Below are 25,185 nucleotides of genomic sequence, written 5' to 3'. Positions count from 1 at the left end.
GTATTTGCCATTACCGCCAATCGGTAGTTTTATGAATGGTCGCCGTATAGCTTTCACCCGCTTTTAAGCCTTGGCTATTGTTGTGCTGATATTGACCAATGACTTGGTAGTGACCCTCAATCATCTCAGGGTATTTACTAATCACCACCACATCGTTCCAGTCAGGCGTACGACTCCAAACATCACCGCCTTGGTTGGTCACCGTCCAGCTAATCGGCGTTAATTCGCCTGAGAAGTTTTCAGGTTGGGTGGTAATAGTGGTAACTTGTAAGTCCGCTGGGGTACTGGTAACCAGCGTCTCTACCAAGGCTTGGTTATTCGCTTTGGTCAACTCAGTAATTGAATTAGTGGCACTTAATGAGGTATTGGTGCGCACAATTAAGTAGGTGGCATCAATGGAAGGCGATAATGTCACCGTCTGACTATTGCTATAGGTTTCTTGGTTACCCATGGCACGCTTTTGCTCATAACTGCCTAATAGCCATTTTTCTGTGGCTTTGGTGAGATCGGGATTATTACTTAACCAAACTTCATCCACCCACTGGTTAACCTTGCCGTTGGTTTTTTCCTCAAAGGCATCGGCAATGTTTTGTACGGTATAGCTAAAGCTAAATGTATTACCGGCTTGCACCTGTTTGTCTGCTGTTACCGCCACCACTTTTAAGTCCGGCGGTGTATAGCCTAGGATATTCACAGCTTTCGCCGCATAATTATTGTTGTCGAGCTCTTTAGGGTCATTTAAGTTAATATTTGACGCCAGCGTGTCTTCTAAGATGACATCGTAGTTGTCACTCCACACTTGGATATACCACTGACCTGATAAGGTACCTTCTGGAATCGTGGCTTGAATACTGCCTAGATAATCTTGACCCACCTCTAACTGCCCTTGGTGCGTGGTTTTACCCACCAAGATGTCGCCACGTTCTGGACGCGGACGGGTGGGGTCTTTGGTAAGCCATACCGTGTCTGTCCAGCTATCAATCGTGCTACTTAACCCTTGGGTTTTGGCTGAACCTTTATTAGCCACTTTATAGGTCACGTCAACCGTTGAACCATGGGCAATTTGCTCAGGGGCAACCACATCACTGGTGACTAAGTCGGCAAAGGGCACCGCGTCTACATGCAACTTTTTAGCGTAATAGTTATTATTCTCATTGGGGTATTCTTCGACAGCATGGCTGCTATCTGCCACCACAATCACATACACGTCTCCACGATAGCTTATCGGGATGTCAAGGGTGGTGCTTTGTGAACTATAACTTTCGGTTGGTGCTAGTACCACAGGGTTGCTGATACGGCTAATGAGTTTATCGTCCGCGCTGAACGTGCCATCAAGCGATAAGTAAACTGCATCTTGCCACTGCTTATTGGTGGCGATAGTGCCGGTATTAGCAACCACGAATTTTACCGTCGCTCGAGTGCCTGCCGTCACCGTTTCTGGGACTTCAACCTCAGTCACACGCAAGTCAGGGCGTGGCAGTAAGCTGACTGCCAGCGCGGTATCGGATTGTTTTTGGTTGTTTTTCGAGGCATCCGCATATTCGTATAACGAGCCCGTTTTATTGGTCACCACCTCAAGGCGCCATAGCCCTTCAAGTTTACTTGGCAAACGAATTTGCTCTTCACGGGTGTAGGTTTTACCTGCTTCTAAGTTCTCAGTGTATTGATAATTACCAAGACTGATACTTTGATTTGGATCATTAACCGAAACTAGTCTTACCTCATCTTGCCAAGTACCTGCCGCTTGTGCGTCGCCTTGGTTTTTTACTTGCCAACTAAATTGGATTAAATCGCCTTCATAAGCGCTCGATGGTAAGCTGATTTGGCTCACTACCAAGTCAGGGGTCGGTGATAGACTAATCGGTAAGCTAATTTGCGACGCATTGTTGTCGCCATGGGTAAATTCAAACGGACCGCCGGTTTTTACCTGCAGGGTATAGTCACCGGTAAGCCCATTGGGTAAGGTCACGCTAATCGTATTACGGTAGCTATCATTGGCAGCAAGTGCGCCTAAATGGGTTAAGCTGCCAAGCGTCCAAGTTTTACCGGTGCTGTCCGATAACCAAATGCTGTCCGTCCATTGGTTGGTGTTGGTAATGCCAATACCCCGATTGCTGACCTGCCAAGTCACCTCAATGCTTTGGCCACTGTAGGCCGTGGTGTTAGTGGCAATGCTGTCAACGGTTAAGTCAGCATAAGCAATCGGCATGACATCCACCGTATCACTCATTTTGACATTGTTACTCTCTAAGCCATTTTCCCAGACTTGATTGCCACTGTCGGTCTTAACGAAGATTTTGCCATGACGGGTAAAACCTGGAGCAAAGTGGTAGGTAAGACTGTCTGAGTAGCTGTTACCCACGGCTAACCCACCGTTGTGGGTCTTACGACCTAATACGATGTCATCATTGTCGCCTAAGATATCATTGGCAGAGTAAATGACACTGTCTGTCCAGCTTAGGGTTTTACCCAAGCCTAAGCCTTGATTACTGACTGTCCAATTCACTGTCAGACTTGCCGGATCACCAATGGTTTGGGTCGGTACTTGGATTTGGCTTACTGTGAGGTCCGCATAGCTGCTGACTGCGATGTTCATCGCCAGGGCTAGCGTATTATTGTCCTCTAAGCGATTTTCACGATTGCGGTTGTTCGCATCCGTGATAATCACCAGCGACCAATCGCCTTGTAAGTCAACGGGTAATTCATAGCTAAACTGGTTGGCAACTTGAGTGTTAGCCGCTAAGGTCTCATGGCTAATTTCTTTGAGCAGTATCGCCCCAGCCCCTAAACTGCCATTTTTAGTTAAATAGACCTGGTCAACGACGTTGCTGGCTGCTTGGCTACCGGCATTGACGGTGTTCCAAGCAATTTGCAGACTTTCACCGCCTTGACGTGTGCCTGTGGTGGTGATGTCACTTACCCTTAAGTCAGGTGAAACAATCGCAAGGGTGCCGGTGATTTGGTTATCAGTGTCATTGGACTCTTTGATGTAACCACTACGATCAAGGTCTAATACCACCTGCCATTGACCATTGGCTAGGCTTGGCACAGTGGTGGTGTAGGTTTTGGTTTGTGTGCTGTTGGGCATCATAACCAAGCTGTCTAGCGGCAATTGCTGGCTAACACGTTGGTTAGGGTTTTGGCTGTTAATAAAGGTGATCGTGTGATAGGTACTGGCATTAACTAAGTCAGTACCGTTATTTTCTAAGTCAACGCTAACGGTTAGTTGCTCACCCACCGATAACGCTGAGGGTAATACCAAGTTTTTAGCCACTAGGTTGGCGTAAGGTTCAGGCGCAATGCTAATCGGCTGGCTACTCACCACGGTGTTGTTGCCCCGTTGATTGGGCTCATAGGTGTTTTGGTTAGCATCGGTGACCACAATCAGGTAGTAGTCACCGAGTAGATTGGTTGGTAGCGTGATGCTTTGACTTTCCTGATAGCTTGCCCCAATGCTCAGTTGTCCTGTGTGCGATTTACTGCCTACTAAGATAGCATTATTGTCAAGCACACCGGTTTTCGATAAGTAGATTTGATCAACCCAGTAGCTACTGGTAGCGGTAGCAATGGTACCTTGGTTATTCACCTGCCAACTGACGGTGGTGGTACGCCCTGCTTCCGCTTTTTGTGGTATCGTGGTCAATGTCGGTAACAGGTCAACATAGGTTTGTTTAATGGCAAAGACTGGTGAGGTGTAGGTGTTATTAATTGCCGTGTCTGGCTCAAGTTCACTGTGGTTGACATCAGTCACCACCACCAGTTGATAGTTGCCTTCAATGTTACGCGGTAAGGTTAGCGTTTTACTTTGACTGTAAGAAGCCCCTTTGGTGAGTACACCGTCATGACTGACTTGCGCAAGGACAACGCCACTGTTGATCGACTGCCCTTGACGCACCAGAACAATCCGATCCACCCAGTTAGTGATTTGGGTGTCTTTATCCCCTTGGTTAGCAACTGTCCAGCTAATGGTCGCTAGATAACCTGATTTGGCATCGGTCGGTATCGCAATGCTGGTGACGGCTAAGTCGGCATAAGCCTTTTTGTTGCTGTGTAAATTTGCCGTCTGTTGGTTGTTTTGTTCGGCATTGTTTTGTGGGTTGACTTCAAAGATAATGCCCGCACCCGTGATGTTACTGTCTGCAGTAACGCTGATAACAAAGTCACCATTGCCTTTGATGCCTTCTGGTAGCGTAAAGTCAAATTGACGCGCTCGGGTTTCACCCGCCGCTAGCCGCTGTTGGTCATTAAAGGACAGTGAGGTGTCAACAATAACAGCCCCTAGGCTACCATCAGCATTTTTAGCCCGTACCGTGATACGGCTTTGGTAGTTACTGGGTAGCGCCAAGGTGCCTTGGTTGGTATCCTGCCACGTTAGGCTGACTTTATCACCCGCTTGTACTTGGCTGTTGGTAATCGTTAGGTCATTAACCACCAAGTCAGGCCCTGCCATCAGGCTTACTGATGCTTGGTTGTCACTTTCATGGCTGATGCCTTCAGATTCTTCAATCTGCTGCTGACTGTCGGTGCTGACGGTGATGGTAAACTGACCAATACCGTTGATACCTTCCGGCCAGATAAAGCTCGCTTGGTTGTCTCGGCTGCCGCCTACGGCAATTTGCGCCGCAGTAACAGGTATGTCAAAGCTTGCCACGACTTTTTGCGTGGTGTTGTTGTAAACTTTAACGGTTTCTACCCAACTGCCCTTAGCCATTTGAGCACCGGTGTTATTGGTCTTCCAGTTAACTGTGACCGCTTGGTTTGGTTGCCAGTTACTTGTTGGCACTAGACTTACATCACTAACCGTTAAGTTTGGATAATCGGCTAATAACGAGGTAAATTGCGCTCGTATAATGTTATTTTCTTCATCCGCACCAGCTTCGATTTGATTGTTTAACGTATCCGTTTCAATTACGATTTCAAAGTCACCGACTCCCGCTAAGCCTTGGGGCAGACGAATCGTGGTATGCCGCTTTACTTTCATGCGCAAGCAGTTGACCTTGTGTGGTTTCATCATAGCCAACAATACTTTGCGCAATAATATTACCCGTCACTTTTTCTTTAATAATTACGCGTTCTTTAAAGTTACCTTGGGTCGGTGTAGACCCTTGATTGGTCGTTGTCCAGTCAATGTTAATGTCTTGACTTGAAGTAATAACATCGCCCACTGTTGGTGTTACTTGGATATTGGATATAACCACATCTATTGTCCGTGGCTGCTCAATTAGCGATATCGGACGTACTTGTTGCCCTATGTCACTGGTTAAGGCGATAAAACGATAAGGTACTTCGATGCGCTTACTACCTACTTGCTCAATCACAATTGAATAAGTGCCTGATACGCTAGCCACAAACTCTTTATCATCAAAGGATTCGCCTATCGATTGATAACGCCCATAAGGGTCAATAATACGAACACGAGCCTCATAGTTATACCCCCAACCATACTCACTATCATAGCCATACTGCCGCGCCAGTAAGTTTTGGAAATCAAGGTAGATGCGTTGACCAGCTTGTACCTCTAATTGGTATTCATCCATGCTACCATCAGGCATCAATCGACCTTGGGTAATTTCGCCAGGCAGTAGCGTTTTACCACTATTTACTTGACTTAATTTCAATGCAAAGCTTTGACTTGCTTCAACATCGGTCTTTATAATTAGCGTATAGTCGCCTGCTTTGGGAGTAATTACTTGAAGATTTTCATATAAGTTATTACTGGCGACTTGCGTCCCTGTGGCATTGTCAATGAGTTGCCAGTACACATTGCCGTTTGAGGTAAGCACATCAACATAGAGCTGACTTTCCTTATCCAGATGTAACTGATACGTTTGTTTTTGTGCTGCAGGTGTTAATACTCCAGTAATTGCTTCATTTAGTACGACTGTAGCACTGATGTTATCAACCTTATCAATCTGAAAATCTACTTTATTGGTGTAATTTTCAGTATTTTGACTATCAAAGATTAAATAATACTTGCCATCACTTAATAATTTAGCTGACTGACTATCCTCATAGCTATTACCCGCAAGGATTTGTTAGCCATGCGCATTGATAATGCGCCAAGCTGTGCTACCGTTTGTATTACCTAAAATATTAAAGTAAATTTCATCGCCCGCTTGAGCATCAAACACGTATGCTTTTACTTGATTTTTAATTTGATTTTCAGTAGTACTTGCTTGTCCTAGGCTAATTGGCGTCGCTAGTTTAGTGAGATTACTTAGTGCAAAGTTTGCTTCAGAAACATTGTTATAGCTGTAGCCTTGATTGATGATTAACTGATAGTTGCCTTTATTAAGCTCAACTGGCTGATCCAATCTTGTGGTAACGATTTTACCGGTTTCATCAGCCAGTACGATTTGCTGATAATTATTATAACTATACCAATTTGTTGATTTGTTATCGAGATAATAAAGCCCTGTTTCCTCAACAGCAAGTTTAAAGACCTTAAATTCATTAGCATTAATACTACCTTGCCAGTTATTGATCGCCTGATCATCACTGGTCATAACGATATCAGTATAACTTGGCAACAAATTAAGATTGTTATTAACGACACGTGAGACTGATAATTGCAAGGTACCTACACGTCCATTGCCTAAATTAGTATTATCAATTGGGTTATATGAAGCATTTGGATAACCACTAATACCAATATAATAAACCCCAGTTGCTGACGCCGTGTAATCGAGTGGACTATCATCAACACGGCTAACTTCACTACCTGTCGCATTAAAGACACGTGCATAGCCGTCGAACGTGCCATTAGGCGTGGATAATTTTAATATTTCCCCTTTGACCAAATAAACCCTATAAAAATCAACATCTGTGGTAGTATTATTATCCCCAATATTAACCGGTACGACCTTGGTTGCATTGAGTGCCACAAGAACTTCTTGGGCATTGGCAATAGTATTACTCACCTCAGTTGCGGTGTTGACATTCGCATTACTGCGACCAATGGTTACTACTTTAGGCTCGCTAATCGCCACAGTCGATTTAATGGCTAAGTTATAAACATCTGTACTGGTAATCTTTTGGGTAAAGTTACCGTCTGCACTGCTGGCAATTTCATTGCCGTTTTTATCCAACAATGTTACCGATACGCTATCATCGTTAATCGTTAATGTATCTTCATTCGCTAGCATTAAGCGATAATAAAAGGTATCGGTCGCATTACTAAGGGTTACTGATTTACTTTTGTTATTCTCTAAGGTTAAATCAATGGGATGACTTAAACTGATAGTCGGTACAAAGTTGATTAGCTTAAAGCTGTATTGGCTATTTGCTTCAATCGTATTACTTATTTTAAAGATATAATTGCCCGGATTTAAATAAACTTGACTATCCTTTAAAGTCGCCAAGTTAGTATGACTAAATAGTAACGTACCATCAGGATTTAATAGCTCAAATCTAATATTGCTGTTTGATGCGGTGACTTGCGTGAGTTGATAGTATCCGGCTTGACTTACTTGAAATTGGTAGTTGTCTTGGTCAGAAGCCGTATTGAACTGCCCAGAAATTTCTTGATCTACCATTAACGGTTTGGTTTGTTTGACCGTTTGCGTTAATCGGATATTAAAATCGGTAGCACTACCAAACGCAGCATTAAGTTTATTAATAATGAGATAAACTTTGCCGGTGATACTGGGCACAAAGTTTGCAATTTGATAGGCATAGCGATTATCAGCTAGCACTCTACTTCTTCATCAACCAAGCGATACATAAATTTATAATTATCAACATTTTCGAATTTAAAGCCATATTGCTGCCCTGCTTGCACATCTAAGGTATAACTGGCTAAGCTACTATCAGCGGCTACTTGACCACTTAACACCCCATTGTTATTGGTCAAAGTTTTAGCTTCGCTGACAATATCAACAAGCTTGAAGTCATAACTTGGCGTTGTGGCACCCGCTGCATCAATTTCGATACGATAATTACCCGCTGGCAGATAGAAATTTTGTAGTGATGTCTCACTAGCACTTAAACTGCGCACATTTTGCTTTAAATCAGCCCCCAACAAACGAATGTTGTAATTCCCATTTCTTATAGAAAGTGCAATATTTTTAGCGCTGTCTAAGCTAAAATCAAATTGCTGAGCATCCCCAGCAATTAGGCGCCCAGTTACCTGTTGACCCAATTCAATCGTTTGATGATGTACCTGATAATCACTAATCAATACATTGCGTAGTGAGGGATAGTCAGCTCGGTTATTATTAGAATTATAGTCATTAAAACTAACCAGGTAATACTCACCCGTGGTTGGAATAGTCACTTTTTTTGAGTAATCATTGTTACCCCAAGTTTCATAACGAGTAATTTGCTTGCCGTCCTTATCCAATAGCAACCAGTTTTGACTTGATGTGTTCGGACTACGTGCATCAATTAAAATCGTTTGTCCTTGCGACGCTTGTAATTTCCAAGCAATAGGTAAGCGTGAATCATTTGCACTCCCTGTCACTTGCTCATCTAGTGGTAATTGCGCTAAGGTGGTCACATTAAGAATGTTAAAGCCATAACCTAGGCTGCCACTTCGATTGGCAGTTTTATTGACTTGAAGCGTGTAGTGACCTGCCGCTAAATCTATTAGTTGCGTCTGATTACTAATATCAGTAACCTTACCATCGCTATCCATTAGCTTCATTACCATATAACTATTAGCATCTACATAGTTTGATAATAGATATTTATCCGCTTGGGTAATCTCAAAGGGGTGATTAATTTGATCCTGATAATTAAAATCCCCACCTTGATACGCATTACCAATTTCATATGCGACGTTAGTTATAGTGCCTGTTTGTAATGAGTAAGTATGGGTTTCCGTACTGTGTGCAGGCACCTCAAGGTAATAAACCCCATCATGTGGCACAATGAAGACCATATTCTGGTCGTACCAGTGCCCATTTCGACTCTGATAGGCATTGCCACTTTGAAGCAATTGGTTATTATCATACAGATTAACATTAATAGAGTTACTAATATTATTAGAAGGGGTCGCAGAGATAGCATAACGTTGACCAGCCACCAAGTTGACCGCTAAGAAATGGGGTTGAGTCACGCTCTCAGGCGCAATACTAACCGCTTGGTTAGGGGTTAAGGTTTGAATAGGACTTAAATAGGCTGTGTAATTTGTATTATAGTAATACGTGTTAAATTTAACGGTGTAACTGCCCTTTTCCAATAAAATCTTATGGTTTGTTGCACCTGCCAACGATTGAACCAATTGATTATTGCTGTCATAGATTTCTGCTGAAATGTAATAATACAAGTTTAAAGAAAGGTAACTTGTATCAGTCACATTTAAGGCATAACTAGTCGTTTTATAGCCATTAATACCGTTAATTGTGGTGGTAGTATTTAGTACTAATGGTGAGTTAACCACAGGGTTAGTTTCTGCAACGACAGGTTGTTCTGACTGTCGACTGATATTAAGGGTATAAGACACAGTCGTTGCTAGCTGTGGATCAAGCCAAAGATAAAAATCGCCTTTCGGTAAGTTAATGATACTGTTGCTATCACTCAGCGTGGTTTTAGTAATTAGGTGATAATACTTATCATATAAACTATAGTTATAAGTTTTATCCTGAGTATCAACAGTATAGTTACCTGGCTCTGTGACATGAATGGCTTTAAGCTGGGCTTGGTAACTGGTTTCTGGCGTATAATCAAAACTTAATGGCAGTGCTACAAAGTTATCATTTTGACTAGCGGCTAATAGGCGTAATTGATTCTCCCCAGTAAAACGACCATTATTGGACAATGTAATACGATACTCACCTTGGTTTAGCGATAAGATTGCCTCACGGCTATTTAGAAGCACGTTTTGATTGGTGATCTTGTTGACCACGCTCCAACTAATACCGCTATCCGGTTGTATTAGGAAATCTAACGCCAATAACCCAGTATTTTCTAATGTGATATCATAAACGTACTGACCGCCAGGTTGAAATTGAATAGAATTTAAGGTGGTTAATGTGGTTGTAATAGGTGCTTGCTTGGCTTGTTGATACAATGTGAAGTTATAATTGCTTTTTTCAGTATTGGGTGCCCCTTCAATCGACAACCAATAATCGCCATCCTCATTAACCGTAAGCACACCATGATCGTTAGTTAGATAACCGTTATTAATCACCTGATTGCCACGATTGTCAAATAATGACCATTGACCTTGATTTGTGGCATCACCTTTAAAAAAATAAACTATCGCCTTTGCTCACTGAGATACGAAACAGTTTTGCCTGATTACTGCCTGTTAATTCCCCTGTGACCGCCTGATTTGTTGTTAATGTCTCTGCCGCTTGCTCACCTAAAATTCTAAATTTATAATTATCAACCGTTTGGTTATTACCGTCCACTGTTAAACGATAAGTCCCTGGGGTTAATACCTTAAATTTATCTGAGCTACCCGTTAACGCTTGTGAGCTAAATTGATTAACTGGCTCGTTATTGACAATACTATCAAGCTGCCAATTAATGTTATTGCCTTGCACCCCGTCAAAGAACAGTTTACTGGTTTCAGTAATCACCAGTTCATAAACATCCTCCTCCCCCGGCTGTTCAATACTACCCTGTATGTCTTGCACCCCAGGCATTAAGTCAGCTGACATTAAAAGCTTGGGTTCCAATGCTTCTAATTGCCATAGGTTTTCGTTTTTAATCACATTTTTTTTAGTTTTTTTATTGTGTTTAGGTGATTTAGCTGACATGAACGGTTCCTTTAAGGATTTAAACATAGTATTAGTCAACATTATACTCAAATACAATACTTTTATCTAATATTTTTATCGGTTCGTCAGCTTTATTTTATGAAATGTTGTTTTTGTTTTTTATTGGCGTAGTCACTCTCTAAAAATTCTTGAGGCTATTGATTGAAATATCTTAGAACCTGTTCATGATTAATTTTTTTAGGCAAAAATGAGATAAATCGCCCGCTTTTCAAGGAAAAAACGCAGATTGATAGTCATTCTATCAAGCAAGTTTTTGACGCAGAAAAGCAAGATTTAGCCATTTTTGGCAAAAAAACAGGGGCAAAAAGCCCCTATTTCTGTATATTAACTTGTCAATAAAACAGCATATAACAAATCATGATTTTCAGCTTTATAGACTATAAGTATAAAGTTTAAAGATGCGACTTTCATGCCATCACCAATAAAAAATACCATATTGCATTTGTACTGCACTTTATCGTAGTATTGCAATACTGATAAATAACTTTTGGAAAATCACCATGCGAGTCGAAACCGCCGCCTCAATTTTTGATGATGACGACAAACGCTGTCTTTGCCAAGTCCACCGCAGTTATGGGTTAAATGGCTTTGTTTATATCGTGACTGTTTCTTGTTTTGATAAAGATACAGGGGCGATTAACTGGTATCACGGTGTCATCCCACAACATTTTCAGGATTTTAGTGAGGCTGAAAAAGCTCAGATTCTACGCCTGATTATGGAACAAGGCGGGGATGTGTGGCGACTGCATGAAAACCTTGATTCTTCGGTGAACTATTTACAGGGATTAAGCAATGACGGATAACCAAACAACACCTAAAAAGCCAACCGATGAAAAATCCGTCGCCTTAACGGTACGTCTTGATGAGAACTTGGTCAATGAATTTAAACGGGTGTGTGCTGAAAAAGACTATTCCCAGTCTTTTGTGATTCGTGAGCTGATTAAAAAGTATTTGGCGGATAACAAACAGCGGGATTTGTTTCGTTAATTGTCCAATCACTCTACCCCTATCTCCCAAATCCCCTAGACGGTTGATGTCTCAACGCTTTATCTTGTTCCAGTTTTTCTGCGGTCAGTTTTAATTGGGCATAGCCTGACAAGTCATACGGGTGACTGTCCACATAGGATGTTGCCTGTTGCTGGCTCATGGGCTATTGTTTGCCATTGGCATCGACTTCATGCAAGATGCCTGCTTTGGCGTATCCCACGATTTGTTGTTTTACCTTAGTGAACAACTGTTTAAACGGTTCGATTAGGGCTTTAGCAAGGTCTGAAATAACGCCAATGCTTGATTTAAGTTGGTTTGTTGAGTTGTGAAGTCGCTGAGCGTGGTCGCCATAGCCGCTTGTAACTTTTCTAGCTCGCTGATTGAGTTGGATAAATCGGTTTGTTTGCTCGTCATAGACTGTTGTGAGTTTGCTAAGGTGGTTATTTGTGTTTGTAAGTGCGTGAGCAACTTTTCGATTTCGCTGTCGTTGGTGGATTGTATGCTGTCTAATTGGCTCAAGGCTGATTGTATCTTGGTCTGTAAGCCTTGATATTCTTCTCTGCCTGATTTGAGCATTTTTAACTGTTGTTGATTGGTGGTCTTTAATTCGTTCAAGTAAGCTTCCACTTGGGTCAGCATCGGCTGATTCTGATTTTTGACTTCCTGCTCGATAATCGGCATAAGCTTGGTCAATAACCTCGGTATTAACTGTGATAGGGCGTCGTTGATGAGTGCTTGTTGCTCTGCCTTCATTTGTAGGAGATAATTGTCCATGTTGGCATGTAGCTCGTGTGACAGCTTGTCCAATGTGGTTTGTAATAGCTGATTGGGATGTTTGGGTAGCATAGCCTAATCCTCCTGATTTTGAATGTTCTGATACGCCAAGTATATCCCCCATACCACCAAGATAAAGACCATGATACCTATCATCGCTATCATAAAGTTGCTCCAAATCCCCCACTTGAAAAGTACGGTGGGATTCACGCCCAGTGAAAGTAGTAGCAGACAGCATAGGATGATCGAAAACGTGAGTGGCAGCTTCTTCACCAGAAGAAATTGATGCCGTACCTTCTTTAAATACTGGTCTTGGGCTGTCATCAAACCCTGAAACTGCTGGTGTTGGTTGTCCATTTGTGCCGCTAAGTCCGACTGGACTTGGTTCGCTTGTTGGTTTAAGCTGGTTTGCACTTGCTCGATTTGACTCAACAATTGCACTTCGGTCTGCTGGATTTGCTCTTGTAACGTCGTTTCGATTTTCTCCGCCAACGTCTTTAAGGCTTGTTGCTCGTTGTCTAAAGTTGTAGAAATATGGGTTAAAGTCTCTGAAAGGGGCTCGAATGTGACCAGTTGGTCGATACGTGAAACAAGTGTTTTTTTGTAGCTCGGTTATCTTTGCTACGTCCAAACGCTGACTGCTTGTTAGCTCTTGGCTTAAAGCGTTTAGTGAGTTCTGCACTTCGCTTTTCACAGAGTCGCTGATAATCTGCTTTAAGCTTTGAAATTCGCTCGTTATCTGGGCTGTCACGGTGTCTTCGATGGTTTTTTGTTTGGTCAAATTCTTCTCCGAGAGTTCCCCGAGATTCAAAGGCTTTTTCATAAAACGCACCTTGCAACCGAATGGGACGGCTGCCCCCATGCGGATTTTTTATCGACATGGATTGGTTTTTGATGGCGGTGATGGCGTAATGCTCAGATAGATAACGAATGATATCATCTCGGTTATTGACCGTCTCATTCATAAAGGCGGTAGTCAGCTTCTTATCAATGTCAGCCAGTGTGTCTTTAACATTTTGTGGCAATAGACCTCTTTCCAAACCTTAATAGTGATTTGGTATAATACTGATTTTTAGAAAAAACAGCAAAAGCATGATACCCGAACAAGCAGAAAAACTCAGTGACGCACAATTTAAACGCTACTTTGGCATCCAAAGAAGTACCTATACTCATATGCTCACCATACTACAAGAAGCATACAACGAACAACACAAAAAAGGTGGCAGGAAAAATGAAATCAGCCTAGAAAACAAGCTCATGCTGACTTTGAGTTACTACCGAGAATATCGCACCCAATTTCACCTAGGGCAAGACTTTGGTATCAGTGAAAGTGCTGTCTGTAAAACCATCAAATGGGTAGAAAGCATACTGATAGCCCACAAAGACTTTGCCCTACCTAGCAAAAAGGCTTTATGGCAAGACCCAAACCTTGAAACCGTACTGATAGACGCAACCGAAGTACCTTGTGAGCGACCCAAAAAAGCAACGCAGGCAATACTCAGGTAAAAAGAAACACCACACCTTAAAAGCACAAATCGTTGTCGATAAAAACAGCAAAAAAATACTTTGTACCCATTTTAGCAAAGGTAAAACCCATGACTTTAAACTTTACCAATACTCAAAAATGCGTATAAAGCCTAGTATCTTAATCCAAGTAGATTCGGGCTATCAAGGCATACACAAACACCATGCCAATAGCAAATTCCCAAAAAAGAAAACCAAGCTTAATCCACTATCTAAAGTTGACAAACAAGCCAATCGAGAATTAGCTTCTGAACGGGTAACCAATGAACATGTTATCGGCAAAATCAAACGTTTTAAAATCCTAGCCTGTCGTTATCGTAATCGCAGAAAACGCTTTGGCTTAAGGGTTAATTTGATTTGTGCCATTTATAATTTCGAGTTGGGTTAGTTTGGAAAGAGGTCTATTGATAGACGTGCAAAAGGGTGGTGGTCGCAACAACCCAAACGCTGAAACAATCTGCGGTGATATTTTGGCAAAATTTCGTGAATTGTCCTTGCCAATTTTTCACATTCGCCATGCTTCAACCACGCCACAATCACGACTACATCCCACGCATGACGGCTTTGCCTTTCATGACAATGTTTTGCCAAAAGACGGCGAGCCAGTCATCACCAAAAACGTCAATAGCGGTTTTATCGGTACAGATTTGCACGAACAATTACAAAACAAAGGTATCAACAGACAAATATTTGATGCCGAATTGATTCATCAAACCGCTTTGGCAAGTTTAAACAACGAATTTGCAAGCGTCATTAATAGCAAACACTTGTTTGAAAGTTTCAAATAAAAAAGCTCTTTTTTCCAAAGAGCTTTTTTGCTTTTAACCAAAAATTAGTCTTTAAAATTATTAAATTGCAACGGCACACCAAACTGTTTTTCTTTTAAAAACGCCATTGCCAACTGCAAATTATCCTTTTTCTTATCATTCACACGGATTTTATCGCCTTGAATACTTGCCGACACCTTCAAATCCGACTCTTTTAACGCCTTACTAATTTTTTTAGCCGTATCGCTGTCCAAGCCGTCTTTTAAATCCACTATTTTTTTGATTTGCTTGCCAGAGCCTTGATTTTCCTTAGGGTCAAGCGATTGCAAATCCACACCACGCTTAATCAAATTTTTCTCAAGCATCGCATACACATTTTCCATTTGCAAATCATTATCGCAAGTAATGGTGATTTTTTTGTCTTTTTCGTTTAACTCAACTTTAATATCACTGCCTTTAAAATCAAAACGAGTGGCGATTTCTTTTTCGGTATTTTGCACAGCGTGCTTGACTTCAAAGGTCTGTAATTCTGAAACAACGTCAAATGATGGCATAATTTTTTCCTGTTAAATTGTTAAAATTACCGTTATCATAACTGATTTTGCTGGATTTTTAAATAGCTTGACAAAAAATGATTGCAAGTTATAATGAACGATTATCATTTTTATTAAGGAATTGTTATGTCAAAACCACGTTCGCTATGTCAAGCTGTACTGGTTAGTATGAGTTTATTCATGTTGGCAAATAACACATTTGCCAAACCTACTAGCACAAATCAAAACATGGCATCAACCACCCCAAGCGATGCTTCGTTAATACAGTTAGCTAAGTTATCTAATTTTGAAAAAGAGTTCCAAAATGGCGTAAAGCAAGGGTTTTTATCATCAGTTTCTGCAAGTGTAATGCAAGATAAGGCGTTTCAAAAACTTACGCCAGAACAACAAAATCGTGTACAAAAAATCCTTGAGGATTTTAGCGAAAAAATCTTAGCTGGTATTAATACGCCGGAGTTGTCGCAACAAGCCCTAGATGGCTATGTAAAAACTGCAAAAAAATATTTTACACAAGACGAAGTAAATGCGTTATCGCAATTTTACAATACACCAATTGGACAAAGTATTGTCAAAAAACAATCTGCGTTTATGACGGAATACACCAATGAATTGGTGGTAGGTATGATGCAAGATAAGCAATTTAATGAAAAAATGGAAAATTCGTTAAAACAATATTTACCAGAACTTAAGCAACAACTAAATCCTTTATTAAAGCAATAGATTACAATTGTTCAACATTTTAGGCGTTTTTTTGACATATTTTTTGTTATAATAGTCAAAATCCAGAAATAATTAACAAGAACTAGGAGATAATATGGCATTTCCAGATTTAATCGGACAACAAGTCCCAAACGTAACTTTTCACACTCGTCAAGGCGATGCATGGGTTGATGTAACCACAGATGAACTTTTTAAAGGCAAAAAAGTTGTACTTTTTTCATTACCGGGGGCATTCACACCAACGTGTTCATCAACGCATTTGCCACGTTATAATGAGCTTGCAAAAGAATTTAAAAACTTAGGCGTAGATGATATTCTTTGCGTATCGGTAAACGACACGTTCGTCATGAACGCATGGGCGAACGACCAAGAATGCGAAAACGTGAAAGTAATCCCAGACGGTAATGGCGAATTTACTAAAGCGATGGGGCGTTTGGTTGAAAAAAACAATCTAGGCTTTGGTGCACGTTCATGGCGTTATTCTATGCTAGTAGATGACGGCAAAATCGTCAAAATCTTTGACGAGCCAGAAAAAGATGGCGACCCATTTGAAGTATCAGACGCTGATACCATGATTAAATACATTGACCCAAATTGGCAAGACAAGCCATCTGTGTCTATCATCACAAAACCGGGTTGCCCACATTGTGCCAAAGCAAAAGCGACTTTAAAAGAAAAAGGCTTTGATTTTGAAGAAATCGTGTTAGGTCGTGATGCGAGTATGACTTCAATCCGTGCGATTACAGGTCGTGATACCGCACCACAAGTATTTATCGGTGGTCAGCATATCGGCGGTAATGATGATTTGCAAGCCTACTTTGCAAAATAATTTTTGTAAATTAGTTACAAACAAAAAAGGCGATTATGACAATCGCCTTTTTTTATTCATCAAAATTTATGCTCAATTATTGCAAACAAATGCCGATAATGGTTTTATATTTATCCCAAGTAACAGGAATAATATAAGAACGGCGGTCTTTTGGTAATAGGCTTGACGGCGGTACACCATCTACAATAATCGGTGGTGAGATGATAAATTCAGAGCCAAACTCACGGCGAGCATTACCAGAGATGGTATTGGCAATTTCACCTACCAAATCTTTTAACAAATGTATAGAGTTGTCTGGCTCGCCCATTTTTTGCAAAATATTGCGTAACATAGGCGTTTCAGAACTCACGTACACACTCCCCTCCAAAGGCCCCGTAATCGAGATGACCCCACTAAAATCATATGCCAAAGGTTTTTCATTATCATGAATATAAGGCGTATCTACGGACGCTTCATGACTATTTATTTGTTTAAAAAAATTCGTTACCGAATCGATAAAAACGTATAGTTTTTCAGCTTTCATAAGCTATCTCAAGTTTATTTTAATTAAGGATTTTGTAAATAAATCACGATTGCTGCGGTTAAGCTTTTCCACTCAAGTGGAATCACAAAAGAATGTTTATCTTTTGGAATGTTAATACTTTCAGGTTGCCCACGAAATACAAAAGGCACTGAGATATTAAATTCAGGTCCAAACTGTGAACGCGCATTGCCAGAGATGGTATTGGCAACTTCCCCTACCAAGTCAACCAAATTATCTTCACTGCTATCGGCTTCTTGCATGACGGATAACATTTTTTCTAGTAAAGGTTTTGGTGCGGTAAAATATACCAAACCTTTGTTGTTACCTGTAATGCCAATCACGCCTGTATAGTCGCTGACAATCGGTGTGTGGTTTTCGTTGAGATAGGGGGTTGAGATAACAATATCTTCATCATTGAGTTGACGAAAATAATTGGCAACACTATCAATAAATACTTGAAAGTTTTTTTCTACATTGGTCATGATAACACTCACTTATATATATTTATTCACTCACTAATTCAGATAAGGCTTCGGCGAGTTCTTCTTCGGAAAAAGGTTTGCATAAAAATCCACTGGCACCAAGCTCTAGGGCTTGGATACCTGTTGCTTTGTCTGACAAAGCGGATACGACCAATATACGCACATCAGGATTTTTTGCAACCAATTTTTCAATACATTCTAGACCATCCATTTGTGGCATGGTCAAATCCATCGTAACGACATCAGGATTATGGGTATCAAATTTTTCAATGGCTTCAGCACCATTACTGGCAGTCGCTACCAAAGTAAATAGGTCTGAGTTGTAAACACGTTGGATACGGTTACGGATAATATTTGAGTCATCAACAATCATTAAGCGATACATATTTTTTTCCTTTTAAAATTATTCAGCCGTTGGGTTTTTTGGGATTTTAATGGTAAAGCGTGTTGATAAACCTTCTTTGGTATCCACGCCCAGATGTCCTTGTAGTGCTTGAATATTATCTTTGATAATATCCATGCCCACACCACGCCCCGCATCTTCATCGGCTGATGATTTGGTACTAAAACCTGATTTAAATAATAAAGCTGTCAGTTTTTGTTTACTCCAAGTGGCAACATCTTCGGTTTTAAAGCCCATTTCAATCGCTTTTTGGCGAATCGCTTCGTAATTGATACCCGCACCATCATCTTCAATGGTAAGTTTATACGATTCTGCCAAATCTAGCAAACTTAAATTAATGTTACCGACCGCAGGTTTGCCATGTTGTAGGCGAGTTTCTGGTGATTCGATACCATGTACCACCGCATTTCTGATCAATTGAATGATGATTTCTTTTAAACTGCTTTCTAATTGGTGTGGCAAGTTGGTTTCATTAAAACCTGTCGCTTTTAGCTGTACTTGTTTGTTTTGACGTACCGCAATGTTGTCGGCAAATTGTTCATAAAACTCGTTTAAACCAAGTACAGGTGCAGTCGCATTCATTACAGGCGTAATCACAGGGGCAACGGTGCTGTGTACGGTTGCCTCAGGTGTTTGTACGTCAGCTAAAGGTTGTACTTGTATGGCTTGTAATGTGCTAGCAGGGACGTTTTGGTTAATACGGCGACCCAAAGCTTCAATGGTATTTGACAAGTTTAACAATTCGTCAAGGTGAATAGTCAATGGTAAAAAGTCGTTACCTGATAGTTTGCCTTGAGCTTGCAATCCTTTTAGTTTGTCTTCAAAGTTTTGGGCAATGGTGGTAAAACTGTGTAGTTTTAATGCCGATGCTTCGCCTTTTAGACTGTGCATACTACGGTACATACGCACCAGTTTTTCTTCAAGCTCAGCTTGAGAGTTACCTGATGTTTTTAAGATATCATTGATTTTAATGATATTTTGTTTTGTATTACTGATAAAGTCATTGATAATGGCTGGACTTACGTTCAAGATGGTGGTTAACATCTCAATTTGTAAATCGTTTTGGGCACGTTCATGCTCTAGGCGTTGTTCTAGGCGGACTTGTTGTGTTACGTCTTGTACGTTGACCAAGATTTTTTCAATGTTTTTGCCGTGATAAACACGAGAGAATTTAAAATCAAGATAACGGCTACCTGTCATGGCATCATCACTGTTTAGCATGACTTTTTTCAACGGATTTAAGTCATCTACCAATTTTTCTTTTACACGTGGGTTATAAAGCTGTTTTACAAAGCCTTCAGTGGTTTCTAGGTCTTTATCCGATACTTTGTTTTTTAACAGTTTGATGAATTGTTCACCTGCAATATGTGTGCCTTTACCCATGATATTGCCAAGTTCGGCAGAATATTGATTACCGATATTCATGTCTTTATCAAGCAAGAACAAACCTGTATTTACGTTTTGCATAATTTCGGTTGTTTCTTTTTGTGCCAATAACGCTTGTTCGTCCGAACGGCGTAAACGGCGAATAAAGTAGGTAATAAAGCCAAAGAAGTAAATAACAGTAATCACAACCGCCACCGCACGCACAAAGTTCGTGGTTCTGTGTTGGCGTTCGTTAATATGGAAAGCTTCAGAAGTCAAAGCGTCTAACGAGTCGTTGATAGCAAGGGTTGAGAGTTTGGCTTGTTCACCTGCCAATGATAAGGGCGTCTCTGAGTCTTTGGTAATGTCTTTGGCAACTTCCAAATAAGCATTTAATTTAGGTGCAAGCTGTTGCCATTGCGATTCGGTTTCGTTTAGATATTGTAAAAGTTTTGGGTCAGAAACGGCTGGAATTTCCACCGTTTCATCACTGTCAACGGCGACTCGCCCACCGTTTTTGAGTGCTGCCAAATCGTTATCAATTTGTTTACTTTGAACAGCCAAACGATCTAATACTGTGATGCTATGTGGTGAATTAATATCTTCACCATAGCTGATTTGCATGTCAAACAAGTCTTTAATTACCTGTTGTACGTTATTGGTTACATTACTGGTTGCTGACATAACGGCAGTATTGTGCCGAATTTGGACAGATGTCCAAACGGTATAGCCCAATAAGCCAATCAACATCAACACGAAAATCCCTAACGAGACAATCAAATCTCGATAACGCCCGCCCAGTTTATTACCATCACTTGCACTTGCGATGCTATCGTTTGTCGGTTTTGGTGCTGGGCTTGCTGATTTTTTAAGAGCATTAAGCGCCATAGTATCTTTCCTTTACAATAAGCGTTAAAGTAGTTGAATTTTATATATAATACAAATATTGCTTTGTAGTAAGACGGTTTTTAAATTCGAATCATTGACTTCCTCCCCTCCCTATCGTTCGAGGATTCCTGCTCCCAGACGGTCAAGCCCGACCGCAAGAATGTTCTTACTGGCATTGATATCTCTATCATGCCATGTGCCACACTTCGCACAAGTCCATTCTCTTATTCACAAACCTGCTCTACCTTTCGGACTATTGCTGTCGATTTGACCGCAACACGAACAAGTTTGGGTAGTGTATTTCTCATTGACGATTTCAAAACGGCAACCTGCGTTCTCGCATTTGTAGGTCAGTTGTCGTTTGAGATAAATTAAAAGCGTACAACTTAAAAAGTTATTTTACTATCTTTACAACAATAAAACCATAAAATTATTACGGATTGCTAGTTTTTTGTAATGAATAGTAACAATTTAACAAAACTATCACAGTTAACACACCAAAAAACGCAACAGACAACTGTGGTAAACTAAAACCCAAAAATGTCCAATCAATCACAGCGCACTCGCCAGAGCCTGTAAACACTTCCTTGAACACCTGTGCAATCGGCAATGTGTCCATCCAGTAGTTTAGACCTGGCCCGCACGCAGGTACTTCATCTGGTGGCAAGTTTTGTAACCAAATATGACGACCCGCCACACCCACCGACCACAAAATACTCAGCAATGCCAAAACCATCAAAGACAATCTTGCACCGACTTTTCTGGGGTTCACCACAAAAGCGATAAAGGCAAAAACACCCATACCAATCAAACCGACACGCTGAAAAATACACAAAGGACAAGGGTCTAAGCCGACCACTTTTTGCAAATAATAAGCAAAGCTCATGCCGACAACACTGCCCAAAGTCAACAAGCCCGAAAGACCACGATAACTAAATACCTTGGTTAAAAATGAATTGTTTTTCATATCATGCTCAAAAGTCTAAAAAGATAGCGTTATTTTAGCACAAATTTAGCAAAATAAGCGGACTAAAAAAACATTTTATTATGCAAAACTACATAATAGATTTTTTAAGTTAAAAAATACTTAATAAAATAATCGCATAAACATATAAAAATTATGCTAAAATAACACAAAAAAACAAAGGAAACATCATGCCACTAGAAGCCCTTGCCATCTCACGCCTTGACGCACTCACACATGCCAAAGAGCCGATTAACCAAGCCGAACTAGAACAACGCCTGACCGCTCTGTATCTGGATTATCAAAATCCAGACAATCTCACGCATAACACAGAAACAAGCGAACAAATCGTCAAAATTTTGCAAGCATCTTGGCAACAAAATCCGCACAACTGTGCGTATTTGGGTATGTTTAACGGCAAGCCGATTGCCTGTGTTGGTTGTTTTGACGATGGGGTCAATGAGCAACGCCGATTGCAATATTTGAGTGTACACCCTGCCAATCGTGGGCGTGGTATTGAACAAAAGTTTGTCAAACAAGTCGTAATGGTGGAACGCAAAAAAGGCATACACCAATTTATGCCCGCAGAAACCACCATTCACCAAATTTTACAACAATATGAATTGGGTTAAGAGCCTGTATTCACAACATGACGCAGTAACTTTTTACAATTTTTAAAAACAAACTTTTATTTGCTTTTGCATAAAAAATGGCTGAAAACCTTAAAAATTGTACAAAAAATAACCAAACAAGCAAATATTTAAAAAAACAGTTTGACAAGACTTGGTTTTTTTGGTTTAATAGTGGCTCAAATAATTATGGCGCGATAGCTCAGTCGGTAGAGCAACGGATTGAAAATCCGTGTGTCGGCAGTTCGATCCTGCCTCACGCCACCATCATTTTACAGTTTGAAAATTACAGCTTAAGAAAATTGGTTGATTGACTTTTTCATAATACCCAAATCTTTGCAGATTTGGGCTTTTTTTTGTCTTGAAAAGCTAGCGATTTATCCTATTTTTCAACGCAAAGACGTTATGAATACAGGTTCTTATTTTTTTGTCAAAAACTGTTGTAAAATCATTTGGGCTTCTTCGCTTTGTAGTCTTTCGGCAAAACAAGCATTTTCTTGGTGGATTTTTGCCAAAATTGCCGTTGTGTGTCGCATTAATGCTTTGGTCTGTAGCACCGCTTGCACAGGTTTGTTGGCAAGCTCCACCGCTTTTTGGCGTGCGGTGGCAAGCACATCATCAGCATTATCAAAGGCAGTGTTAGCAATGCCAAAATTCACCGCTTGCTCGCCTATTAAGCCTTCATTCATCACAAACATACTAAAAGCTCGGTTGTAGCCGATTCGTTCGGTTAATAATAGGCTTGAACCTGCCTCTGGGACTAAGCCTAGATTGACAAAGGGTGTGAGCAGTTTGGCAGTTTTGCTGATATACACCAAGTCAGAATGTAACAACATGGTCGTGCCAATGCCAACTGCCGAGCCTGTAACGCTGGCTACGATGGGTTTTGGAAATTCGCCCAAAAATTTGACAAAATCTAGGGAGTTAAAGGTCAAGTCAGCGTTTTGGCTAATCTCTACAAAGTCGGCAATGTCATTGCCTGCAGTAAAAAAATCGCCATTGGCACTGAACAAAACCACCTTGATGTTATCATCATGTAAGGCGTTTTGCATGGCAGTTTGTATGTCGTGATACATGGCGTTAGTGATGGCGTTTTTTTTGTTTGGGCGGTTAAAAATGATTTCTAATACACCGTCATGATTTTGTAAAATGATGTGATTGTCCATAACATTTCCTTATCAAAAAAGCCTTGTCAAAGCATTGTATCACAATTTTTTGCCTTGAAAACCAACATTTTTATCATCTAAAGACAATGTTTGTTGGTGAAAAGCGGTCAAAGTATTGCGATGACCGACACTTATCATCAGCACATTTGGCAAATGGGTTTTGACTAGCTGGTACAGATGGGCTTCGGTCATCTCGTCCAATGCCGAAGTAACTTCGTCCATCAGCAACACCTTTGGCTCTGCCAATAGCACTCGCAAAAAAGCGATACGTTGTTGTTCCCCAGGGGATAAACGTTGTTGCCAATCATCAGTTTGGTTTAATTTTTCTTGTAAATAATCTAAACGACACAACGCCAAATAGGGTAATAATTTGTCGTCTTTTACGCCCGCAAAACTGTCGTCAGGGTAGCAAATTGCCTGCTTTAGCGTGCCTTGTGGCAAATACGGACGTTGTGGCACAAACATCACGTCTGATTTATGCGGTAGATAAATCCTGCCTTCGCTGTCAAATCGCCAAAGATTTGCCAATAATCGCAACAAAGACGTTTTACCACAACCGCTTAAGCCTTTGATTAACAGGCTATCGCCTTGTTTGAGTTGTAAATTTAACTGGGTAAATAAGGGTTTGCCGTCCGCCAAATATAAGCCCACATTGTCCAAAATCACGCCATCATCATGGCTAAGGCGTTCGGCTTGTTTGGTGGGTTTTTGGTTTTGTACAGCGTTAAAAAATCCGTCCAAACGCTCAAGTCTGGCTTGATAAGCGGTAAACTCTTCATAAAAATTGCGAAAAAATGATAAGGCTCGTTGCAGACGGTTAAAGGCTTGCACCGTTTGGTGCATATCGCCGATGGTGGCTTGCCCTGCAAAAAAGCGTGGAGCTTGGAGCATAAGCGGTAACAGTTGCACGCCTTGGGTTAAGCCATTGTTAAAACTGTTTAGCCCCAACGAGCGATAGACGATTTTCCAACGGTTATCAATGATGTGTTTAAAATGGTGTTGTAGGTTTTGTTTTTCCAATTTTTCGCCATCATAAAAAGCGATACTTTCGGCATGATTGCGAATACGAATGAGCGAAAAACGGTAATTACCGTTGAGCCGTTCGTTATCAAAGTTGAGCTTAATCAATGGATTACCAATCCACATCGCACCAAAAGTCGCCAAAATCGCAAAAATAAACACAAAAAATACCATGCCTTTGGGAATCTCAAATCCAAACAGCACCATCAAACCTGACAAACCCCATAGCACAATGGTAAATTCAATGGCAGACACCACCGAATTAATCATGCCACGCACAAACTCCACCGTGGTTGTGATAAAGTCTTGGGCATCTTGCTGGATACGTTGGTCAATGTTATCGGGGCGTTGTTGGCTCATTTGTAGGTGATAATAATGTTTATGACTTAGCCATTGATTGAGCAAGGCTTGGTTAAACCGCTCTAACCAGCGGATTTTGAACACTTCTTCAAACCATTGGTCAATCACACCGTTAATAATTCGCACCACCAAGAGCAACGCATTTAACCCTGCAAAAAACCAAAAAGCGTCTAATTGTTTTTTTTCTAAGGCACTGTATAAGCCATTATAAAAAAAGGTATTGAGAACGCTAAATCGCACTTCTAATAACAACAAAACAAGCATAATCACCATAAGGGCGATAATTTTGGAGGCGTTATTTTTATCAATACAAGGTTTGATAACTTGATAAAACTGTTTGCCAAAGTACGTATTTTTTAGGCTAAGAACCAACAATCCGCCCACGATTACCACGCCAAAAAAGGTTTGTAATAACCAAATCGGCGTACCATAAAGTTCAATTTGCCATTTTTGCATAAACGTTTCTTTCTTTGATGGATTTTGATAAATTTTGATGTGAAAAA

23 protein-coding genes, 1 tRNA gene and 1 pseudogene are annotated in these 25,185 nt (G+C 40.7%); 8 read left to right on the top strand and 17 right to left on the bottom strand.

Features of this window, described 5'->3' with window-relative positions; translation table 11 throughout:
* Positions 1-10: 10 nt before the first annotated feature.
* From ACGTJS_RS04790 to ACGTJS_RS04770, 5 genes are all read right to left on the bottom strand, one after another.
* Positions 11-4,981: a CARDB domain-containing protein gene (locus tag ACGTJS_RS04790; RefSeq protein WP_410472978.1), complete on the bottom strand. Its 4,971-nt coding sequence runs from the start codon at positions 4,979-4,981 to the stop codon at positions 11-13.
* Positions 4,923-5,762, bottom strand: a complete 840-nt coding sequence (locus ACGTJS_RS04785) for a hypothetical protein (RefSeq protein WP_410472977.1) — start codon at positions 5,760-5,762, stop codon at positions 4,923-4,925. The genes ACGTJS_RS04790 and ACGTJS_RS04785 overlap by 59 nt, the downstream gene beginning before the upstream one ends.
* A 273-nt stretch (positions 5,763-6,035) precedes the next feature.
* Positions 6,036-7,652, bottom strand: coding sequence for a PPC domain-containing protein (locus tag ACGTJS_RS04780; protein ID WP_410472976.1), 1,617 nt, complete (start codon positions 7,650-7,652; stop codon positions 6,036-6,038).
* A gap of 35 nt (positions 7,653-7,687) precedes the next feature.
* Positions 7,688-10,132 carry a hypothetical protein gene (locus ACGTJS_RS04775; RefSeq protein ID WP_410472975.1) on the bottom strand — a complete coding sequence of 815 codons (2,445 nt, stop codon included), beginning with the start codon at positions 10,130-10,132 and terminating at the stop codon, positions 7,688-7,690.
* A gap of 55 nt (positions 10,133-10,187) precedes the next feature.
* On the bottom strand, positions 10,188-10,706 hold the full coding sequence (locus ACGTJS_RS04770; protein WP_410472974.1) for an LEPR-XLL domain-containing protein: 519 nt from the start codon (positions 10,704-10,706) through the stop codon (positions 10,188-10,190).
* Positions 10,707-11,227: 521 nt separating this feature from the next.
* On the opposite strand from ACGTJS_RS04770, the gene ACGTJS_RS04765 reads away from it, so the two are divergent.
* Both ACGTJS_RS04765 and ACGTJS_RS04760 read left to right on the top strand, forming a co-directional pair.
* Positions 11,228-11,530 (top strand): hypothetical protein, encoded by a 303-nt coding sequence (locus ACGTJS_RS04765; RefSeq protein ID WP_410472973.1) that lies wholly within the window; start codon positions 11,228-11,230, stop codon positions 11,528-11,530.
* Positions 11,520-11,714, top strand: a complete 195-nt coding sequence (locus ACGTJS_RS04760) for a CopG family ribbon-helix-helix protein (protein ID WP_410472972.1) — start codon at positions 11,520-11,522, stop codon at positions 11,712-11,714. Before ACGTJS_RS04765 ends, ACGTJS_RS04760 begins: the two co-directional genes overlap by 11 nt.
* A gap of 264 nt (positions 11,715-11,978) precedes the next feature.
* Here ACGTJS_RS04760 and ACGTJS_RS04755 read toward each other — a convergent pair whose 3' ends face one another.
* Genes ACGTJS_RS04755 through ACGTJS_RS04745 form a run of 3 tightly spaced genes read right to left on the bottom strand, consistent with a single transcriptional unit; the run spans position 11,979 to position 13,513 of the window.
* Positions 11,979-12,560: a hypothetical protein gene (locus ACGTJS_RS04755; protein WP_410472971.1), complete on the bottom strand. Its 582-nt coding sequence runs from the start codon at positions 12,558-12,560 to the stop codon at positions 11,979-11,981.
* Between the two features lie 3 nt (positions 12,561-12,563).
* Positions 12,564-12,980 carry a hypothetical protein gene (locus ACGTJS_RS04750; RefSeq protein ID WP_410472970.1) on the bottom strand — a complete coding sequence of 139 codons (417 nt, stop codon included), beginning with the start codon at positions 12,978-12,980 and terminating at the stop codon, positions 12,564-12,566.
* A gap of 47 nt (positions 12,981-13,027) precedes the next feature.
* Positions 13,028-13,513, bottom strand: a complete 486-nt coding sequence (locus tag ACGTJS_RS04745) for a hypothetical protein (RefSeq protein WP_410472969.1) — start codon at positions 13,511-13,513, stop codon at positions 13,028-13,030.
* A 67-nt stretch (positions 13,514-13,580) separates the two neighbouring features.
* Here ACGTJS_RS04745 and ACGTJS_RS04740 point away from each other — a divergent pair.
* A protein-coding gene (locus ACGTJS_RS04740; RefSeq protein WP_410471559.1) for an IS5 family transposase occupies positions 13,581-14,400 on the top strand; the annotation gives its coding sequence in 2 pieces (ribosomal slippage) (positions 13,581-13,966 and positions 13,965-14,400; 822 coding nt in all).
* A gap of 25 nt (positions 14,401-14,425) precedes the next feature.
* Positions 14,426-14,800, top strand: a complete 375-nt coding sequence (locus tag ACGTJS_RS04735; RefSeq protein WP_410473222.1) for an isochorismatase family protein — start codon at positions 14,426-14,428, stop codon at positions 14,798-14,800.
* Between the two features lie 44 nt (positions 14,801-14,844).
* Here the strand turns inward: ACGTJS_RS04735 and ACGTJS_RS04730 are convergent, their stop codons facing one another.
* Positions 14,845-15,333, bottom strand: coding sequence for a YajQ family cyclic di-GMP-binding protein (locus ACGTJS_RS04730; RefSeq protein WP_315042354.1), 489 nt, complete (start codon positions 15,331-15,333; stop codon positions 14,845-14,847).
* 126 nt (positions 15,334-15,459) lie between these two features.
* On the opposite strand from ACGTJS_RS04730, the gene ACGTJS_RS04725 reads away from it, so the two are divergent.
* A complete protein-coding gene (locus tag ACGTJS_RS04725) occupies positions 15,460-16,053 on the top strand; it encodes a DUF2059 domain-containing protein (protein WP_315042357.1) in 594 nt (197 codons plus the stop codon).
* 94 nt (positions 16,054-16,147) lie between these two features.
* On the top strand, positions 16,148-16,882 hold the full coding sequence (locus tag ACGTJS_RS04720; protein WP_410472968.1) for a glutathione peroxidase: 735 nt from the start codon (positions 16,148-16,150) through the stop codon (positions 16,880-16,882).
* Positions 16,883-16,958: 76 nt separating this feature from the next.
* On the opposite strand, the gene ACGTJS_RS04715 is transcribed toward ACGTJS_RS04720, so the two are convergent.
* The 6 genes and pseudogenes from ACGTJS_RS04715 to ACGTJS_RS04690 form a co-directional block, all read right to left on the bottom strand.
* Positions 16,959-17,405: a chemotaxis protein CheX gene (locus tag ACGTJS_RS04715; protein WP_315042359.1), complete on the bottom strand. Its 447-nt coding sequence runs from the start codon at positions 17,403-17,405 to the stop codon at positions 16,959-16,961.
* Between the two features lie 23 nt (positions 17,406-17,428).
* Positions 17,429-17,887, bottom strand: a complete 459-nt coding sequence (locus ACGTJS_RS04710; RefSeq protein WP_315042362.1) for a chemotaxis protein CheX — start codon at positions 17,885-17,887, stop codon at positions 17,429-17,431.
* Positions 17,888-17,909: 22 nt separating this feature from the next.
* A complete protein-coding gene (locus ACGTJS_RS04705; protein WP_315042364.1) occupies positions 17,910-18,272 on the bottom strand; it encodes a response regulator in 363 nt (120 codons plus the stop codon).
* Positions 18,273-18,290: 18 nt separating this feature from the next.
* Complete coding sequence (locus ACGTJS_RS04700) at positions 18,291-20,543, bottom strand: ATP-binding protein (protein ID WP_410472967.1); 2,253 nt, start codon at positions 20,541-20,543, stop codon at positions 18,291-18,293.
* Positions 20,544-20,654: 111 nt separating this feature from the next.
* A pseudogene (locus ACGTJS_RS04695) lies at positions 20,655-20,909 on the bottom strand (zinc ribbon domain-containing protein); the annotation flags it as partial.
* A gap of 67 nt (positions 20,910-20,976) precedes the next feature.
* A complete protein-coding gene (locus tag ACGTJS_RS04690; RefSeq protein ID WP_410472966.1) occupies positions 20,977-21,510 on the bottom strand; it encodes a disulfide bond formation protein B in 534 nt (177 codons plus the stop codon).
* 188 nt (positions 21,511-21,698) lie between these two features.
* Here ACGTJS_RS04690 and ACGTJS_RS04685 point away from each other — a divergent pair, with 188 nt between their 5' ends.
* Both ACGTJS_RS04685 and ACGTJS_RS04680 read left to right on the top strand, forming a co-directional pair.
* Positions 21,699-22,139: a GNAT family N-acetyltransferase gene (locus ACGTJS_RS04685; protein WP_410472965.1), complete on the top strand. Its 441-nt coding sequence runs from the start codon at positions 21,699-21,701 to the stop codon at positions 22,137-22,139.
* 188 nt (positions 22,140-22,327) lie between these two features.
* Positions 22,328-22,403: transfer RNA gene (locus tag ACGTJS_RS04680), tRNA-Phe, on the top strand.
* Positions 22,404-22,555: 152 nt separating this feature from the next.
* Here the strand turns inward: ACGTJS_RS04680 and ACGTJS_RS04675 are convergent.
* Together ACGTJS_RS04675 and ACGTJS_RS04670 are read right to left on the bottom strand one after the other, a co-directional pair.
* Complete coding sequence (locus ACGTJS_RS04675) at positions 22,556-23,302, bottom strand: enoyl-CoA hydratase-related protein (protein ID WP_315041740.1); 747 nt, start codon at positions 23,300-23,302, stop codon at positions 22,556-22,558.
* A 39-nt stretch (positions 23,303-23,341) separates the two neighbouring features.
* Complete coding sequence (locus tag ACGTJS_RS04670; RefSeq protein WP_315041739.1) at positions 23,342-25,138, bottom strand: ABC transporter ATP-binding protein/permease; 1,797 nt, start codon at positions 25,136-25,138, stop codon at positions 23,342-23,344.
* Positions 25,139-25,185 lie beyond the last annotated feature (47 nt).

It is taken from the genome of Faucicola mancuniensis, assembly GCF_046523945.1.
In the GTDB taxonomy this organism is placed as follows: Bacteria; Pseudomonadota; Gammaproteobacteria; order Pseudomonadales; family Moraxellaceae; genus Faucicola; species Faucicola mancuniensis.
The sequence above is the reverse complement of the archived record's forward strand: the minus strand, read 5'-3'. Positions and strand labels throughout refer to the sequence as shown.

What these genes read in the sequence shown, in the direction of transcription:
- ACGTJS_RS04790 (WP_410472978.1), bottom strand. Translation starts at nt 4,981, where the DNA reads ATGAAAGTAAAGCGGCATACCACGATTCGTCTGCCCCAAGGCTTAGCG.
- ACGTJS_RS04770 (WP_410472974.1), bottom strand. Translation starts at nt 10,706, where the DNA reads ATGTCAGCTAAATCACCTAAACACAATAAAAAAACTAAAAAAAATGTG.
- ACGTJS_RS04765 (WP_410472973.1), top strand. Translation starts at nt 11,228, where the DNA reads ATGCGAGTCGAAACCGCCGCCTCAATTTTTGATGATGACGACAAACGC.
- ACGTJS_RS04760 (WP_410472972.1), top strand. Translation starts at nt 11,520, where the DNA reads ATGACGGATAACCAAACAACACCTAAAAAGCCAACCGATGAAAAATCC.
- ACGTJS_RS04755 (WP_410472971.1), bottom strand. Translation starts at nt 12,560, where the DNA reads ATGCTACCCAAACATCCCAATCAGCTATTACAAACCACATTGGACAAG.
- ACGTJS_RS04730 (WP_315042354.1), bottom strand. Translation starts at nt 15,333, where the DNA reads ATGCCATCATTTGACGTTGTTTCAGAATTACAGACCTTTGAAGTCAAG.
- ACGTJS_RS04725 (WP_315042357.1), top strand. Translation starts at nt 15,460, where the DNA reads ATGTCAAAACCACGTTCGCTATGTCAAGCTGTACTGGTTAGTATGAGT.
- ACGTJS_RS04720 (WP_410472968.1), top strand. Translation starts at nt 16,148, where the DNA reads ATGGCATTTCCAGATTTAATCGGACAACAAGTCCCAAACGTAACTTTT.
- ACGTJS_RS04715 (WP_315042359.1), bottom strand. Translation starts at nt 17,405, where the DNA reads ATGAAAGCTGAAAAACTATACGTTTTTATCGATTCGGTAACGAATTTT.
- ACGTJS_RS04710 (WP_315042362.1), bottom strand. Translation starts at nt 17,887, where the DNA reads ATGACCAATGTAGAAAAAAACTTTCAAGTATTTATTGATAGTGTTGCC.
- ACGTJS_RS04705 (WP_315042364.1), bottom strand. Translation starts at nt 18,272, where the DNA reads ATGTATCGCTTAATGATTGTTGATGACTCAAATATTATCCGTAACCGT.
- ACGTJS_RS04700 (WP_410472967.1), bottom strand. Translation starts at nt 20,543, where the DNA reads ATGGCGCTTAATGCTCTTAAAAAATCAGCAAGCCCAGCACCAAAACCG.
- ACGTJS_RS04690 (WP_410472966.1), bottom strand. Translation starts at nt 21,510, where the DNA reads ATGAAAAACAATTCATTTTTAACCAAGGTATTTAGTTATCGTGGTCTT.
- ACGTJS_RS04685 (WP_410472965.1), top strand. Translation starts at nt 21,699, where the DNA reads ATGCCACTAGAAGCCCTTGCCATCTCACGCCTTGACGCACTCACACAT.
- ACGTJS_RS04675 (WP_315041740.1), bottom strand. Translation starts at nt 23,302, where the DNA reads ATGGACAATCACATCATTTTACAAAATCATGACGGTGTATTAGAAATC.
- ACGTJS_RS04670 (WP_315041739.1), bottom strand. Translation starts at nt 25,138, where the DNA reads ATGCAAAAATGGCAAATTGAACTTTATGGTACGCCGATTTGGTTATTA.